The organism is Pararhizobium sp., assembly GCF_965279435.1.
Taxonomy (GTDB): Bacteria; Pseudomonadota; Alphaproteobacteria; order Rhizobiales; family Rhizobiaceae; genus Pararhizobium.
The window spans coordinates 296018-313245 of sequence record NZ_CBDIHY010000003.1; the positions used below are offsets into that span (position 1 = coordinate 296018).

General features: G+C 59.5%; 13 protein-coding genes. 11 read left to right on the plus strand and 2 right to left on the minus strand.

What is annotated here, in order from left to right; genetic code table 11:
- Positions 1 to 121 precede the first annotated feature (121 nt).
- The 7 genes from ACQY8Q_RS07070 to ACQY8Q_RS07100 all read left to right on the plus strand — a co-directional run bounded on the left by ACQY8Q_RS07070 (position 122) and on the right by ACQY8Q_RS07100 (position 9773).
- Positions 122 to 2023, plus strand: coding sequence for an ABC transporter ATP-binding protein (locus ACQY8Q_RS07070; RefSeq protein WP_428425968.1), 1902 nt, complete (start codon positions 122 to 124; stop codon positions 2021 to 2023).
- Positions 2020 to 3921, plus strand: a complete 1902-nt coding sequence (locus ACQY8Q_RS07075; RefSeq protein WP_428425969.1) for an ABC transporter substrate-binding protein — start codon at positions 2020 to 2022, stop codon at positions 3919 to 3921. The genes ACQY8Q_RS07070 and ACQY8Q_RS07075 overlap by 4 nt, the downstream gene beginning before the upstream one ends.
- 2 nt (positions 3922 to 3923) lie before the next feature.
- Positions 3924 to 4922 (plus strand): ABC transporter permease, encoded by a 999-nt coding sequence (locus tag ACQY8Q_RS07080; protein WP_428425970.1) that lies wholly within the window; start codon positions 3924 to 3926, stop codon positions 4920 to 4922.
- Positions 4919 to 6094 (plus strand): ABC transporter permease, encoded by a 1176-nt coding sequence (locus tag ACQY8Q_RS07085; protein ID WP_428425971.1) that lies wholly within the window; start codon positions 4919 to 4921, stop codon positions 6092 to 6094. The genes ACQY8Q_RS07080 and ACQY8Q_RS07085 overlap by 4 nt, the downstream gene beginning before the upstream one ends.
- Positions 6095 to 6166: 72 nt before the next feature.
- A complete protein-coding gene (locus tag ACQY8Q_RS07090) occupies positions 6167 to 7387 on the plus strand; it encodes a glycosyltransferase family protein (RefSeq protein WP_428425972.1) in 1221 nt (406 codons plus the stop codon).
- Positions 7384 to 8631: a glycosyltransferase family 4 protein gene (locus ACQY8Q_RS07095; RefSeq protein WP_428425973.1), complete on the plus strand. Its 1248-nt coding sequence runs from the start codon at positions 7384 to 7386 to the stop codon at positions 8629 to 8631. The genes ACQY8Q_RS07090 and ACQY8Q_RS07095 overlap by 4 nt, the downstream gene beginning before the upstream one ends.
- Positions 8628 to 9773, plus strand: coding sequence for a glycosyltransferase family protein (locus tag ACQY8Q_RS07100; protein ID WP_428425974.1), 1146 nt, complete (start codon positions 8628 to 8630; stop codon positions 9771 to 9773). The genes ACQY8Q_RS07095 and ACQY8Q_RS07100 overlap by 4 nt, the downstream gene beginning before the upstream one ends.
- Positions 9774 to 9780: 7 nt before the next feature.
- Here ACQY8Q_RS07100 and ACQY8Q_RS07105 read toward each other — a convergent pair whose 3' ends face one another.
- Complete coding sequence (locus ACQY8Q_RS07105; protein WP_428425975.1) at positions 9781 to 10458, minus strand: class I SAM-dependent methyltransferase; 678 nt, start codon at positions 10456 to 10458, stop codon at positions 9781 to 9783.
- Between the two features lie 38 nt (positions 10459 to 10496).
- Here ACQY8Q_RS07105 and ACQY8Q_RS07110 point away from each other — a divergent pair, with 38 nt between their 5' ends.
- The 3 genes from ACQY8Q_RS07110 (at position 10497) to ACQY8Q_RS07120 (ending at position 14406) form a co-directional block, all read left to right on the plus strand.
- Positions 10497 to 11096, plus strand: a complete 600-nt coding sequence (locus tag ACQY8Q_RS07110; protein WP_428425976.1) for a hypothetical protein — start codon at positions 10497 to 10499, stop codon at positions 11094 to 11096.
- 7 nt (positions 11097 to 11103) lie between these two features.
- Positions 11104 to 13821 carry an ABC transporter transmembrane domain-containing protein gene (locus ACQY8Q_RS07115; protein WP_428425977.1) on the plus strand — a complete coding sequence of 906 codons (2718 nt, stop codon included), beginning with the start codon at positions 11104 to 11106 and terminating at the stop codon, positions 13819 to 13821.
- A gap of 123 nt (positions 13822 to 13944) precedes the next feature.
- A complete protein-coding gene (locus ACQY8Q_RS07120) occupies positions 13945 to 14406 on the plus strand; it encodes a cyclic nucleotide-binding domain-containing protein (protein ID WP_428429693.1) in 462 nt (153 codons plus the stop codon).
- Here ACQY8Q_RS07120 and ACQY8Q_RS07125 read toward each other — a convergent pair.
- Positions 14403 to 16169, minus strand: a complete 1767-nt coding sequence (locus tag ACQY8Q_RS07125) for a metallophosphoesterase family protein (protein WP_428425978.1) — start codon at positions 16167 to 16169, stop codon at positions 14403 to 14405. The genes ACQY8Q_RS07120 and ACQY8Q_RS07125 overlap by 4 nt on opposite strands.
- Before the next feature lie 228 nt (positions 16170 to 16397).
- Between ACQY8Q_RS07125 and ACQY8Q_RS07130 the strand changes: the two genes are divergently transcribed.
- The gene (locus ACQY8Q_RS07130) at positions 16398 to 17228 is read left to right on the plus strand and encodes an MBL fold metallo-hydrolase (protein WP_428425979.1); all 831 of its coding nucleotides are present in this window, start codon (positions 16398 to 16400) and stop codon (positions 17226 to 17228) included.

Consider the following 17228-nt stretch of genomic DNA (forward strand, 5'->3'; position numbering starts at 1 on the left):
GTCGCAGGTCATGGACACGTCAATTTCCGTGGGATAGTCTCCTTTTCAAGAAACCGGGCGTTAACCCGGAAGCGTGCTCCGCAGGATCGCGGGCCGCCATGAAACAGGGATACTTGCTGGCATGGAATCAGGCGCGGACCTGCTGCGGATCGAGAATTTGAGTATCTCGTTCGCGATGCTCGGTGGGCAGATCGATGCCGTCCGCAATGCCAGCCTGCGCGTCCTGCCAGGCAAGGTGACTGCGCTGGTCGGCGAAAGCGGCTCCGGAAAATCGGTGATCAGCCAGGCGGTGATGGGCATTCTGCCGAAGTCCGCCAGTTGCGGCGGCCGCATCCTGTTTTGCGATCCGGCCCATGGCGAGCAGCCGGTTGATCTTCTGGCCATGCCGCGCGACGGACGTGAAATCCGCAACCTGCGTGGCAACCGCATCGGCAAGATCTTCCAGGAACCGATGACCTCGCTGTCGCCGTTGCACACGATCGGCAACCAGATCAGTGAATCTCTGAAAATCCATACCCCTATGTCGAGCCGCGAGCGGCGCGATCGCACCGAGGAAATGCTCGGCCTCGTCGGCTTCCAAAAGCCGTCACGCGCTTACGATATGTACCCGTTCGAATTGTCCGGCGGCATGCGCCAGCGCGCCATGATCGCCATGGCGCTGATCTGCAATCCATCGCTTCTGATCGCCGACGAGCCGACGACTGCCCTTGACGTCACCATCCAGGCGCAGATCCTGCAATTGCTGCGTGGACTGCAGACCAAGCTGAACATGGCGATGCTTCTGATCACCCATGATCTTGGCGTCGTCGCCAATGTCGCAGACGAGGTCGTCGTCATCTATCACGGCGAGATCATGGAAGCCGGCCCGGTCGAGACGATTTTCCGCAATCCCTCGCACCCCTATCTCAAGGGCCTGATGGCTGCCGTTCCGCATTTCGACATGAAGCCCGGCGAACGCCTGAAGGCGCTGCGCGAAGTTCCTGTCAACACCAGCAGCCTGCTGGGCAAAAAGAAGATCGTCGCGGCAGACAAAGCCTCGAACCCGGAAGTTCTGCTTTCCGTGCGCGATGTCTCAAAGACCTTCACCACCCGCAAGTCCAGCTGGCTGAGCAAGGATACGTCCCCCGCAACCAAGGCCGTCGATGGCGTCAGTTTCGATATCATGCGCGGCGAATGTCTTGGGCTGGTTGGCGAAAGCGGTTGCGGCAAGACCACGCTCAGCAAGATCCTGATGCGCGCCGTGACACCGGACACAGGTGCAGTGATGCTCAACGGCAGCGGCGGCCCGATCGATGTTCTGAACGCGGAAGGGTCCGGATTGCAGGACCTGCGCACCAAGGTCCAGATGGTGTTCCAGGATCCCGTCTCCTCGCTATCACCGCGCATGACGGTGCAGAATATTCTCAGCGAACCGCTGGAAATCCATGGACGCGGCAACGGCAAGTCGCGGGTCGAGACAGTTACGGCCCTGCTCAAGGCCATCGGCCTCAACGAACGTCACCTCAATCGTTATCCCCACAGTTTTTCCGGCGGCCAGCGCCAGCGTATCGGCATCGCCAGAGCACTGGCACTCGGGCCTGACCTGTTGATCTGTGACGAGCCCGTGTCGGCGCTCGACGTGTCGGTTCAGGCGCAGATCCTCAACCTGCTCAAGGATCTGCAGAAGGAATTGGGTCTCACCTATCTGTTCATTTCCCACAATCTGGCTGTCGTCGACTACATGGCCGACCGGATCGCCGTGATGTGCGGTGGACGCATTGTGGAAATCGCCCCGCGCGAAACGCTGATGGAAACACCCGTACACCCCTATACGAAATCGCTGCTTGCCGCCGTGCCCTTCCCCGATCTCGACCGGCCGCTTGATTTTTCCATGCTCAACCCGAGTGGCGCTGCCGACAAGCGCAGCTGGGGCAAGCATTTTTCCGATGATGGCGACGCGGACGTGCTGGGGACGGCAGACCTCGGCAATGGCCATCTTGTTCTGGCGCGCAAAACCGCCGATGTCAGGGAGCTCGTACCATGATTACACGACGCACTACCCTTGGCCTGCTTGCCACCGCTCTCGTTCCCGGCATCGCCCGGGCGACGCCGGAGCCGCCGTTCCTGCGACCCTATCTGCGGGCTCAGGCGCTGCCGGACCTGCCGGACCGCCTGCCGAAAAACCCACGGCGCATCAATCTCGCCGCCATGGGCCGGCAACCCGGAAAGTATGGCGGCACCGTCCGCATGCTGATCGGCAGCCAGAAAGACATTCGGATGATGACGATCAACGGCTATGCCCGTCTGATCGGTTATACCGAAGGCCTTCAATTCCAGCCCGATATTCTGGAAAGCTTCGATGTGCAGGAAGGCCGGATTTTCACCTTCAAGATCCGTGACGGCCACCGCTGGTCGAACGGCAGCTACCTGACGTCGGAGGATTTCCGCTATACCTGGGAAGACGTCATCCTCAACAAGGACCTGCGCAAAGGCGGTATCCAGCGCGAGCTCCTCGCCGATGGCGAAGGACCGGCATTCGAGATCATCGACGAGCTGACCGTCCGCTACACTTGGAAAACCCCCAATCCGGACTTCCTTCCGGGCCTTGCCGCCGCCTCTCCTGTCGTCATCCTGATGCCGTCAGCCTATATGCGGCACTTCCACAAAAAGTATCAGGACGATTTCCGGCTGTCGGCGCTGATGAAACAGTACCGGGTCAAGAAATGGGCCGACCTGCACATCAAGATGTCGCGCCAGTACCGTCCGGAAAACCCCGACCTGCCATCGCTGGACCCGTGGATTCCACGCACCGCGCCGCCGGCCGAACAGTTCGTGTTCGAGCGCAATCCGTTCTTCCACCGGGTCGATGAAAACGGTCTGCAGCTGCCCTATATCGACCGCTGGCTGCTCAATATCAGCTCATCGGAAATCATCGCGGCGAAGACCGGCGCTGGTGAAACCGACCTGCAATCCACCGGCGTTGATTTCTCCGATTACGCCTTCTTCAAGGATGCCGAAAAACGCTATCCGGTGAAGGTCAATCTCTGGAAGAGGACACAAGGCTCTCGCCTCGCCCTTTTGCCCAATCTCAATTGCAGCGACAAGGTGTGGCGCGACCTGTTCTGGGACGTGCGGGTCCGTCGCGCCCTGTCACTGGCGATCGACCGGCACGAAATCAATATGGTCAGCTTCTACGGGCTTGCCAAGGAAAGCTCGGACACGATCCTGGAGGAGAGCCCGCTGTTCAAGCCGGAATATGCGGCCGCTTGGGCAAGCCACGATCCAGATCAGGCCAACAGGCTGCTTGACGAGGCCGGACTGACGCAGCGCAACAGCGACGGCATACGGCTTTTGCCCGACGGGCGGGAAGCCCAGATCGTCGTCGAGACCTCTGGCGAGAGCACGCTCGAAACCGACGTGCTGGAACTGGTCAAGGATCACTGGGCTAAAATCGGCCTGGCGCTGTTTATCAAGACTTCGCAACGCGACGTTTTCAGCAGCCGGACGATGAGTGGCGACATCATGATGTCGATGTGGTCGGGCATCGAAAATGGCGTGCCCACAGCCGACATGAACCCCGGCGATTTGGCGCCGAGCAGGGACGACCAGTTTCAATGGCCCGTTTGGGGCATGTACTATCTGTCCATAGAACAAAACGGGGCTGCGCCGGAATTACCGGAAGCGATCAAGCTGATCGATCTGGTCAAGCAATGGCGAAAGACGGTCGATACCGCAGAGCGGACACGCATCTGGCACGAAATGCTGGAAATCTATACGCAGAGCGTCTTTTCGATCGGCATCGTCAACGCAACGCTGCAGCCTGTCATGCATTCCGCCTATATTCGCAACATTCCCGAAAAAGGCCTCTACGGCTTCGTCCCGACCTGTTATCTCGGGGTCTACATGCCAGACACGTTCTGGTACAGCGAAGAGGTTAGCTGACTATGTTGCGTTACATTTTCTGGCGTATCCTGGCGATGATCCCGACCCTCGTCATCATTTCCGCGCTGGTTTTCACCATCATTGAACTGCCGCCTGGCGATTATTTCGAGAGCTACATTGCCGAACTACGCGCCCAAGGCGAAGCCGTCGACACCGCCGAGATCGACGCGTTGCGCAAGGAATACGGCTTCGATCAACCGCCGGTGATCCGCTACTTCCATTGGGCCGCAGGCTTGCTGCAGGGCGATTATGGTTATTCGTTCGAGTATCAGCTGCCGGTCAACGAAGTCGTCGGTGACCGTCTCTGGCTGACGGTGCTGGTCTCCTTCGTCACCATCCTGTTCACCTGGCTGATCGCCTTTCCGATCGGCATCTATTCCGCCACCCATCAATACAGCTGGGGTGACTATGGTCTGACCTTTATCGGTCTGATCGGCATCGCCATTCCGAACTTCATGTTCGCGCTGATCCTGATGTATTTCGCCAATATCTGGTTCGGCACCTCGATCGGCCATCTGATGGACCAGAAATATCTGGCCGAACCGATGAGCTGGGAAAAGGCCAAGTCGATCCTCGAGCATCTTTGGATTCCTGTGCTGATCGTCGGCACGGCTGGCACTGCCGGCATGATCCGCCGTCTACGCGCCAACCTGCTCGACGAGTTGCAGAAACAATATGTCGTGACTGCCCGCGCCAAGGGCTTGCATCCGTTCCGGGCACTGGTCAAATATCCGCTGCGCATGGCACTCAATTTCTTCATCTCCGATATCGGCTCGATCCTGCCGGCGATTATTTCCGGTGCCGAAATCACGGCGATTGTGCTTTCACTCGAAACGACGGGACCGATGCTGATCAAAGCGTTGCAAAGTCAGGATATGTATCTGGCTGGTTCGTTCCTGATGTTCCTGGCATTCCTCACCGTGATCGGCGTGCTGATTTCAGACATCGCGCTCGCATTCCTCGACCCGCGCATCAGACTGCAAGGCGGTAGCACCAAGTGACGGTATCCCTTCCAAAATCCGGCGAGCCGCTTTCGCACTACGTTTCGACGGCACCGTTCGATCCGCATTCCGTCGATGTGATGACGGAGGAACAGTCAAAGATCTACCAGGCCTCACAACTGCGGCTGATGTGGTGGAAATTCAAGAAACACCGGCTTGCGCTGTTTTCCTTGTTTTTCCTCGTCTTCCTCTACGCCACCATTGCCATCGTCGAGTTCCTGGCGCCCTACAATCTGCACACCCGCAACGTCGATTTCATCCATTCGCCACCGCAAAGCGTGCATCTGTTCGACAAGGGCAAATTCGTCGGACCGTTCGTCTATGGCCGCGAAATGACGCTCGACATGGATACCCTGCGCCGCATCTACACCGACAAACCGGACAAGATCGAACCAATCCGCTTCTTCTGCCGCGGCGATGGCTATAAATTCTGGGGCCTCTTCCAGACAAACATTCACCTCGCCTGCCCGGCCAAGGATGGGCAGCTCTTCCTGCTCGGCAGCGACCGCCTCGGCCGCGACGTGCTGTCGCGTATCCTTTATGGAGCCCGGATATCCTTGACCATCGGCCTGCTCGGCATCACCATGAGCTTCGTGCTGGGCATCACCATTGGCGGACTTGCCGGTTATCACGGCGGCGTCTTCGATCTCATTACCCAGCGCATCATCGAGGTGCTGCAATCGATACCGAGTATTCCGCTATGGATGGCACTGGCAGCGATCATGCCGGTCACCTGGAGCCCAATCCTGATCTATCTCGGCATAACCGCCATTCTTGGCCTGCTCGACTGGACAGGGCTTGCGCGCGCGGTGCGCTCGAAACTGCTTGCCCTGCGCGAGGAAGATTACGTTCTGGCAGCACAACTGATGGGCGCCGGTTCCAGCCGCATCATCGGCCGCCACCTCGTGCCCGGTTTCATGTCGCATCTGATTGCCACCGCGACATTGGCTGTGCCCGGCATGATCCTCGGCGAGACGGCGCTAAGCTTCCTCGGGCTTGGTCTTCGCCCGCCAATCACCAGCTGGGGCATTCTTCTGACCGAAGCCCGCAGCGTCAGTGTCATTGCTTTTTATCCCTGGCTGTTGTTTCCAACCATTCCGGTCATTCTCGTGATTCTGGCGTTCAATTTTCTGGGCGACGGGCTGCGTGACGCTGCCGATCCGTACAAGTGAAGTGGATACCGATATGTTAAGGACACTCCTTACGGAGATTGGCAGCGCCATGGGAGATAAGAGGCTTCGCTCATGACCCGCCGGATCGAAGACGCCCGCATCCTGATGTACAGCCATGACACGTTCGGCCTTGGGCATCTCAGGCGATGCCGGACCATCGCGCATTCGCTGGTCGAGGATTATCGCGGCGTCAATATCCTGATCATTTCAGGTGCGACCATCGCCGGTGCCTTCGACTACCGCGCGCGCGTCGATTTCGTCAAAATCCCCAGCGTCATCAAGCTGCGCAACGGCGAATACACGTCGATGGACAGGCATATTGACCTGCACGAGACGATGAAAATGCGCCGTTCGATCATCCGCCACACGGCGGAAACCTTCCAGCCCGACATCTTCATTGTCGACAAGGAACCGATGGGCCTTCAGGGTGAAGTCGAGGAGACGCTCGCCTATCTCAAAAAACAGGGAACGACCCTGGTTCTCGGCCTGCGCGAGGTGATGGACGCGCCGCATCTGCTGGATGCGGAATGGAAGCGCAATGACGTGATGCGCAAGATCGGCCAGTTCTACGACAGCGTCTGGGTCTATGGCCCGCCGGATTTCTATGATCCCCTGGTCGGCCTCGACGTGCCGCCGGCCGTGCGTGCCAAAATGGATTTCGTCGGCTTCCTGCAGAGAAGCGTTTCGCAGGACGTCGAATCCGAACACAAGCCGAAAGGTGACTATATCCTGATCACCACCGGCGGCGGCGGTGACGGCTCCGACCTGATCCACGATGTCGTCGATGCATACCAGGAAGACCCGACCCTGACGCACAAGTCGCTGATCGTGCTCGGCCCCTATATGCCGGCCAAGCAGCGCCACAAGCTGCTGATGAAATGTGCGAAAATCCCCTATCTCGAGGTGATCGAATTCGACAACCGCATGGAAGAACTGATAGCCGGCGCCAAAGCCGTGGTGGCGATGGGGGGCTATAATACCTATTGCGAGATCCTGTCCTTCGACAAGCCGGCACTGATTGTCCCGAGGGTCATGCCGCGCGAAGAGCAGCTTATTAGGGCTAGCCGCGCTGCAGAGCTTGGACTGATCGACATGCTTCTGCCGGAGGAGGCAGCCGATCCCATGCGCTTTGCCGCCGCACTCAAGGCACTGCCGGATCGCGACCCGCCCTCCAAGAGCGCCAAGGGCATGACGCTCGAAGGCCTGGCGAACATATCGCAGATCGTCGGTGAATGGCTCGGCCGCCGCAACCGTGAACACCTGACGGTCGTCAACGGATCGGGCCAGAATTGACTGAGCGCCGCAAGATCGTCGTGGTGCTGAAGGGATATCCGCGCCTGTCGGAAACCTTCATCGCCCAGGAACTGCTTGGACTGGAACGGGCAGGCTTCGACCTCGAACTGGTGGCGCTACGCAAGCCGACGGACAAGAAGCGGCATCCGATCCATGACGAAATCAAAGCGCCGGTCCATTACCTGCCTGAATACCTGCACGAGGAGCCGGCCCGGGTCACCCGTGCGCTCTTCCGCTGCCTGTCCAAGCCCGGATTCTGGCGCGCCTTGCCTGCATTGTTCAGCGATCTCTGGCGCGATCCGACCCGCAACCGGGTGCGTCGTTTCGGCCAAGCGATGGTGCTCTCAGCCGAGTGGCCAGAGGGCGGCGAATGGCTACACGCGCATTTCATACACACCCCGGCCTCCGTTGCCCGCTATGCCAGCATGATCACCGGCATCGGCTGGACCTGCTCGGCCCATGCCAAGGACATCTGGACGTCGCCGGAATGGGAACTGGCCGGAAAACTCGACAGCACCCGCTGGATCGTGACCTGCACGCAGACCGGGTTTGAACACCTGCGCCACCTTGCCGGCGGCAAACCGCATGTGCACCTGAGCTATCACGGCCTCGACCTCAGCCGTTTCGGGCCGTTCGAGGGTAACCGCCCAGGCTATGACGGGTCCGATCCTGCCCATCCGGTCACCATCGTCAGCGTTGGCCGCGCGGTCGAGAAGAAGGGTTTCGATATCCTGCTACGGGCGCTGAGCCTTCTGCCTGCCGATCTCAACTGGCGGTTCGTCCATATCGGCGGCGGCGACCTGTTGAAAAAGCTGCAGGCACTGGCATCCGAACTCGGCATCGCAGAGAAAATTGTCTGGCATGGGTCACTGTCGCAAACCGAAGTGCTGCAACAGTATCGCGATGCCGATATCTTTGCGCTGGCCTGCCGCATCACCGCCGATGGCGACCGTGATGGCTTGCCGAACGTGATCGTCGAGGCATCGAGCCAGGCGCTGGTCTGCATATCGACGAATATTTCCGGGATACCGGAGCTTCTCACCGATGGTGAGAACAGTTTTGTCGTGCCGCCGGAAGACCCAAAGGCGCTGGCCGCGGCACTTGAAAAAGCCATCCGTGAACCGGCGCTGCGCAAGCGTCTTGGGGAAGCGGCCGAACGCAAGGTGCGCGGCCATTTCGATCACCAAACCAGCATCCGTCAGCTGAAGGACCTGTTCGAAAATGAATGGCGGACTGTTCAATGACCGATAGCCAGCCCAGAGCCCCTCGCGCCTTTTTCTACGTCCAGCACCTGCTCGGCATCGGCCATCTTGCCCGGGCAAGCCGCATCGCCCGCGCGCTGGCCGAAGACGGTTTCGACGTGACGGTCGTCACGGGAGGAACACCGGTCACCGGTTTTCCCGGCCCGCTTGTTCATCACGTCGCCCTGCCGCCGATCACCGCCGGTGATGCTGGGTTTTCAGGGCTCGCCGACATCGACGGCAATCCGGTTGATGATGCCTTCAAGGACAATCGCAAGGAACGGCTGCTGGCTGCCTTTCACCAAAGCCAACCTGATATCGTCATCATCGAGGCCTTCCCCTTCGGCCGCCGCCAGGTCCGTTTCGAACTTCTGCCGCTGCTTGAGGCGATTGCGGCCATGGACAACAAGCCGCTGGTCGTCACCTCGCTGCGCGATATCCTGCAGGAACGCTCCAAGCCCGGCCGCGACGAGGAAACGGTCGCGCTGGTGAAGCAGTATTTCGACCGGGTGCTGGTTCATGGCGACCCGGCCTTTGCCCGGCTGGAAGATACGTTTCCGCTGGCCGCCGATATCACCGACAAGGTGATCTACACCGGGCTGGTGGCAGCCCCCGCGCCCGTACAGCCAACCGAACGTTTCGACGTCATCGTCTCGGCCGGTGGCGGTGCCGTCGGCAATGCCTTGATCCGCGCAGCACTGGAAGCAGCAAAGAATATCGGCAAGTCGTTGTCCTGGACCCTGATCACCGGTCCCAATCTGCCGCAGTCCGATTTCGATGCGATCTCGGCCGATGCGCCCGCCCATGTCAGCGTCTACCGCTTCCGACCCGACTTCGCGAGCCTGCTGGCCGGGTCCAAGCTGTCGGTATCACAGGCGGGCTACAACACGGTTTGCGACATCCTGCGCGCCGGGTGCCATGCCCTGCTCATCCCCTTCACCGCCGGTGGTGAAACCGAGCAGACGGTGCGGGCCGAACGTCTTGAAAAGCTTGGGCTGGCGCATGTGCTCATCGAAGACGACCTGTCGGCCGACAGCATGACGCGGGCAATCGAAACAGCGCTCGCAGCAACGGATCGTCCGCCCCACAGCCTCGATCTCGACGGCGCCCATCGCACCGCCGAAATCTTGCGCGGGCTGCTGTAGCCGCCGGTCAAACCGTACCGATCACCATGAAACGGGTATATTTCTTCATCTTCAGCGATCCGGCAAAGGCCAGATGGCTGAGCGCTGTCTGCTCCTTGAAGGCTTCCAGCGACGGCACGCAGTTGATGTGGGTCGGCTCGCTGAAATAGTCGTTCGACTGCAGCAGCACCTGTGTCCCACGCGGCAAAAGCGACAGCCATGCCGGCAGATCGGCAATGTGTTCGCAGCTGGTGTTGATCACCAGATCGGCACTGCGGGTGCTGTAATCCAGCGCGTACATATCCTGCGTCACTGTGCGAAAACGCTCTCCGGCCCTGGCATTCAGCGTTTCGGCAATTTCGCCGACATGCGGGTCGATATCGATGCTCTCGAACAGGTCGATGTCGAAACGGTTGTCATCGAAACACATGGCCGGAAGCACGCCGTACCAGCCACCGAGCAGGACAATGTGTTTAAATTTTCCGCCGAGGCTTTCAAACAGCTTTTCGCGTGCCCATATCTTGCTTCCAACCTGCTTGTGGTTGAAGGCCGTGCCGAGGTCCGCATCCGGATATTTGGCGATCACTTTCGCAAGGCCTTCTATCAGAGAGCTTCCCGTATAGGCGGACATACCGCGGATAATATCGAAGGCACTCTCGTGCCAATCTGTTGTGTTTGCTTCGTTTGATCGGGTAGTTTTCATCATGCGCGTGTTGTAGTCTGGACTTTTCTGGAGTGCAAGGAATGCAAGTCAACCTGAAGGATGCCGCCTCCGCTTCACCGCCTCTGGAGGCGGGTAAGGATATACCGCATCTGGCAGGACTGGGCGCAACCATGCGGCAGGTCTTTGCCGCCCACTTCATGCGCGACTGCCCGCACATTCTGGAAATCGGTGGCCATATCCGGCCCATCACTCCTTATCTGACCCACCATCCGCTGTCGGTCACCTCCGTCGATCCAAAGACCGAGGCCTATGAAGCAACCGAACTGAACGGACAACAATGCCATGTCCGGCACATTCCGGCCAAGTTCCAGCAGATCGACTATCATTATCAGCCCGGAAGCTACGGCCTCGTGCTGCTTGGCTATTCCCTAAAGCCCTTCGGCCGCAAGGATCCGCTTGGCGACCTTCTGTTCTCCTTGATCGAAAACGCCAAGACCGTCGTCATCGAATACGCGCCGGAACTCGAACGCGCTGCCTCCCAGGTGCCGCATATCGTCAGCCGCCCGGCCGTAACGATCCGCGGACAGTTCGATCTTCACCTGCAAGACCCGGAAATCGCCGGCACGCCCTATGCTGCCCGGCGCTTCTACGTCCTAGACACCCGCTACACGGCCAGTTGAATCCCCCATGGAAAAAAGCATAGCCCGCTACATCTGGACGCATACAAGAGGTCACCAACTCTGGATCCTCCTGGTTGTCGCCGTCTCGATGATCCCCTATTTCCTGTCGTTCGACCTGCCCAAGCAGATCGTCAACGGGCCAATCCAGGGCCAGGGGTTTGACCAGCCGGGTGCCACCCAAACCTTCATGAATATCAGTTTCGACCTGCCGTGGCTCGGAACCGTGACGTTGTTCAACGGGGTCGATCTGACCCGCATGCAGACCCTGTTTGCCCTCAGCATGGTTTTCCTGCTGCTGGTGATTATCAACGGCCTCTTCAAATTCTATATCAATACCTACAAGGGACGGCTCGGCGAGCGCCTGCTGCGCCGCATCCGCTTCGAGCTCGTCGACCGCATCCTGCGTTTCCCGCCCGGCCAGTTCAAGCGCATGAAGGGCGCGGAAGTGTCCAGCATGGTCAAGGATGAGGTCGAGCCTCTCGGCGGCTTCACCGGCGATGCCTTCGTCCAGCCGGCACTGCTCGGCGGGCAGGCTTTGACTGCATTGTTCTTCATCTTCATGCAGAATACCTGGCTCGGCCTGATCGCGGCCTTCATGGTCGGCGTCCAGGCGATCATCATTCCGCGCATGCGCCGGCGCCTGCTGGTGCTTGGCCGCGAACGCCAGATCACCGCCCGCGAACTGGCCGGCCGCGTCAGCGAGATCGTCGACGGCATCGGCACCATCCACGCCTATGACACGTCCAACTTCGAGCGCGCCGATATCGCCTCACGCCTCGGCCGCATCTTCAAGATTCGCTACGACCTCTACCAGTGGAAATTCCTGGTCAAGTTCATCAACAATTTCCTCGCCCAGCTGACCCCCTTTCTGTTCTATTGCATCGGCGGTTATCTGGCGCTGCAGGGCCGTCTCGATATCGGCCAGCTGATCGCCGTCATCAGCGCCTACAAGGACCTGCCCGGCCCGCTGAAGGACCTGATCGACTGGGACCAGACCCGCCAGGACGTCCAGGTGAAATATGTCCAGGTGGTCGAGCAGTTCAGCGTCGACAACACCATTGACCCTGCCATCCAGGCCATTGCCATCAAGAATACCAGCGCGTTGAAACACCCCTTGGCTGCAGTCAATCTGTCGCTTTCCGACGATAGTGGCGCCAAGCTTCTGGAGCGCGTATCGGTACAGATCCATCCCGGCGAAACCGTTGCCATCGTCGGCGGCGCTGCCGGCGGCGGCGATATGCTGGCGGAAGCGTTTGCGCGCCTGACATGGCCGGAGAGCGGCAAGGTAACGGCGGGCGGCGAGGATCTTCTGGAACTGCCGGAATCGGTGACCGGACGCGCGATCTCCTATGTGTCTTCCGACGCCTACTTCTTCTATGGAACCTTGCGTGACAACCTGCTTTACGGCCTCAAACATGCGCCGATGAAGGAAGCCGTTTACGAGGGCAGCGGCGCTGCGCATCGCAAATGGCAGATCAACGAGGCGAAACTGGCCGGAAATCCGGACTATGACGTCAACAGCGACTGGATTGACTACGACGCCGCCAATGCAACGAACAGCGACGATCTCTTCGCGCCGGTTCTCTCGGTGCTTGATACAGTTCAATTGTCCAAGGACATTCTCGATCTTGCCCTGCGCAGCACCGTATCTCCGAGCGAACATCCGGGTCTGACCGAGGGCATCGTCGAGATGCGCCACGCCCTTCGCGAGGAATTGGAAGAAGCGGGCCTCAGCAGCCTCGTCGTGTCGTTCGAGCCGGGCGCCTACAACACCGAAGCGACGGTCGGCGAAAACCTTTTGTTCGGCACGGCGACCGGCCCGGCACTGATCGGCAAGGCCATCGGCAAGAATGCCTATTTCCGCTCCGTCGTCGGCCGCTCCGGCCTCGACCGTATCCTATTCGACATGGGCTACAGCATCGCCGAAAACGCGGTCGAACTGTTCGCCGACCTGCCACCGGACCATCCGTTCTTCCAGCAGCTGACCTTCATGACGGCGGATGACATTCCCGACTACCAGCTGCTGCTGCAGAAGCTGAAGGGCAAGGGCTTTGACGCGGCATCCGAAGATGACCGCGGCCAGATCATTCGCCTGAGTTTCCGCTATATCGAGCCACGGCATCGTTTCGGTCTTTTGACCGACGAACTGATGGCCAAGATCGTCGATGTCCGCCGCCAGTTCCATGACGGCCTGCCGGACAATATGCGTGGCGATATCGAGCGCTACGATCCGGAACACTATCTGGCGTCGGCAAGCCTGATGGACAACATCCTGTTCGGCCGCATCAGCCACAAGCACACCGATGGATCCAAGCGTATTCGCTCCATCGTCACATCGCTTTTGAATTCGCTCGGCCTTTTGGAGCGCGTCATCGATATCGGTCTCGATTTCAATCTCGGCGCCGGCGGCAAGCGCTTGACGGCGGTCCAGCGCCAGAAACTCAATCTGGCACGCGCGCTGATCCGGCGGTCGGAGTATTATATCTTCAACAGGCCTTTGCCCGGCCTCGACCACCGCCTGCAGGACGAGATCGTCCGCGATGTGCTGAAACTCGTGCGCAGGGATGGACGAGATCCGGCAGTGGTCTGGGTCCTGTCCAATACCGGCCTCGCAAGCCTGTTCGACCGTGTTCTGGTCTTCGACAGGGGCTTGCTTGTGGAAGAAGGAACACATGCGGCACTGGTCGAGAATAACGGTATCTTTAAGGAGCTTGTGTCATCATAATGTCAGTGGAGAAGTCCATGCGTGCGACGGGGATGCAGGCAGGGACGATCTTTCCGATGACCGTGCTGGTGACTATTGCCAGTGAATGACCCGGGAGGAAGAAAATGGGGAATGGGCACGATTATGCTTCTGAAGGATGAAGTTCAAATGCTGCGGCGCGTGCCGCTGTTTTCGAATGTCGAACCGGGCAAGCTGAAGCTTCTCGCGTTTACGTCCGACCGTGTCAGCTATGATCCGGGCGAAGCGCTGTTCCATCAGGGCGATACCGGCGACGCAGCCTATGTCGTCCTGGCCGGCAAGGCGGATATCCTGGTCGATTCCTCGACCGGTCCGATCAAGATCGCCGAAGTCGAAACCAATTCCATTGTCGGCGAGATCGCCATCCTCTGCGACGTTTCACGAACAGCCACGGTGCAGACGACGACACATGTGGAGGCCCTGCGCATCCGCAAGGAACATTTCCTCAAGCTGCTCACCGATTTTCCCGAGATCACCATCGAGATCATGCGGGTGCTGGCCGATCGCCTCAGCCACACGACCAGCGAACTGTCCGAAGCCCGCAGCCGCGCCCGCAAGGCCGATTAGGATTTCGCCAAGATAGGCTCGATCACCCCGGTGATGCGGTCGATGCCGAAATTGCGTGACGGAAGACCTGAGAGATATTTCGAAAACATCCGGAATATCAGCGTAAACTGCGCCTGTACCGCGCCCGGCGCTTGGCTATCGCGCTCGGCAAACAATTTTCCGACGGCTAAGTAGGACGCGATCTTCTGCTCGCTGATCCAGTCAAGCGCCAGTTCGCTGCCCATCCGCAGCCGATACCAGTCAGCCAGAAATGCCATCGCGGAGATGCCCGCGAGCCCTGCACTATCAAGCCCTGCGTCCGTAAGCCGCTGCTGCAATGCCGGATCGTTGCGGGCGGCGGCGAGTGCCGCCCTCGCGTCCGCCGCTGTCACCGGCTCTTGGACCAGAGCCAGCGCTGCCAGATCAGCAAGATCCAGACTGCGGATCATCGCCGTGATATCCTTCGGCCACTCCCGCTTGAGATAGCGCCGTCCAACCAGATGCCCGAGATGCTCGAACAGGAAACCACCGTAATCATCAACCTCGAGCAAACCACCCGCTTCCAGCCGCGACGGTAAAATCTCCTGCTGATAGCCCTGCCGCAAATCGTCGTCGAGCGGCATCGTCTCGATCCCAACCGTCTCGACATCGATGCGTTGCTCACCGATCGTCAGCACCTTGTAAGCGCCGGGAAAGGCAACAAGCGACGGCATGGCGACATTGGTCAGAAAATGATCGCCGCTGCGGTACTGCGCCGTATCGTTGACATGCAGGTGCCCACTGAAATGGATATCGATACCCGCCGCGATCAACGCCTCGGCAACATCGGCCTGCGGAATACGCTCCGCCATGCCCGTCCGGCCAAGCAAAGCCACCTCGTCCTCGACTGTCCCGTCGAGCGGATCGAGAACCGGATAGTGTGAAAATGCCAACAGGCATTTGCCCTTGATCGAGGCACGCCGGGAAACATCCGCCATCCAGTCGAGAACGAACCGTTTGTGAACCAGCATCGCGTTCCAGCCGGCACTGGTGCTGTCAGTGAGATCACCCTCCTCGCCAGGCACCACGCCGTCGACGGGCGCGAAAACATTGGCGTCGATCATCAGCAGCCAGACGCCGGGAAAGGGTTCGGTCAGATAGGACGCGTCCATCAGCGAGCGCGTGGTTTTCCCGTCCGGCGAATGGACCTTATAGAGCCTCGTTGCCGGATCGCCATCGGTGCCGAACGGTGTTTCCCAGTGCAGATCGCCGGCGCGCGGATAAAACCCGAAATCCGCCATGGCATCGAGCCCGTCCGGATAGCCCTGGCAATACATCCGATCACTGGCGATGACTTTATGGGCACCACGATCACGCACGTGCGGATCGCTGCTGAGAATGCTGTAGCCACCATCTTCGTTGAGGAAGCGCTTGGAGCGGTGACGCCCGTCCGCCCCAAAGATATCGTGATTGCCGGTGGTGGCATAAAACCGCATGCCGAACCGTGCCGCATAACTGTCGAGCACCCGCTTTACGCCCTTGACGGTCTCCACCTGTCCGTCGTCGGAGTAGTCGCCGAGCAGAACGACATGGCGGATGCCGCGTTTGGCGATATCGTCAAGCGCGTGATGGAATGCGAAGTAACTCTCGTTGAATACACGCGTCGAGCGGGCCGTGTCGGCGAGCAGCCTGAAGGTCAGCCTGCGATCATCTTGGACAATGCCGGGAAAGCCGTAATCGGCATAAAGATCATGGAAATGCGCGTCGGCGATAATTGCGATGCGCGGGTGGTTTACGGGCGGCATTCTGTCGGTATTTTCCGTCTGCACGTTCAAACCGGATTCGTTTCTCTTCGTCTCTCGCATATGTGGAAAGAAAAAGCGAATTGAAGTCTCGCTTAACCCAAGCAGTTTAGCTAACATGGCCGAAATGCGGCTTGGTTAATCAAGCAAGACAAAAAGACGACCTTAAGAGTTAAGTGGGACAGTTGCAGACGGAAAGGCAAAGTAGTTTTCCGTGACTGAGGCGAGAGAGTGAACGAAAACGTGTTTCGGGTGCGGTTGTGGGGAGTGCGTGGCAGCCTCCCGGTGTCAGGCGCCGAGTTCCAGAATTATGGCGGCAACACCATCTGCATCGAGATGCAATGCGGACCGCACAGGCTATTGTTCGATGCCGGTTCCGGCCTGATGCCAGCCGGCCAGACGCTGAAGTCCGAAGGCGTTTCCGATTTCAACCTGTTTTTCACCCACTGCCATTACGACCATATCGTCGGCCTGCCCTATCTACCGGCACTGTTCGATCCGCATGCATCGGTGACCCTGTGGTCCGGACATCTGGCCGGGCGCATGTCCACCCGCCAGATGATCGGCGAATTCATGCGCCCGCCGTGGTTCCCGGTCGAACCGGATATCTGCCGCGCCTCGATCAACTGTCGTGATTTCCGTTCCGGCGACACGCTGGTTCCTCATCCCGGCGTCACGATCCGCACCGGCAGTCTCAACCATCCGGGCGGCGCCATCGGTTACCGCGTCGAATGGGGCGGCCGCGCGGTGGCGCTGGTCACGGATACCGAACACAAACCCGGCACGCTCGATCCCGCCGTGCTCGACCTGATCGATGGCTGCGATCTCTTCCTCTATGACTGCATGTATACCGATGACGAAATGCAGCGCCATGTCGGCTACGGCCATTCCTCCTGGCAGCAAGGCATCCGGCTCGCCAAGACTGCAAAAGCCAAGCAGGTCGCCTTCATCCATCATTCGCCGCTGCGCACCGACAATGAACTCGACGACATCCAGCGGCTCGCCGGCCGGGAATTCAACGGCGCCATCACCGCCCGCGACGGCCAGGTCATCGATCTCTGA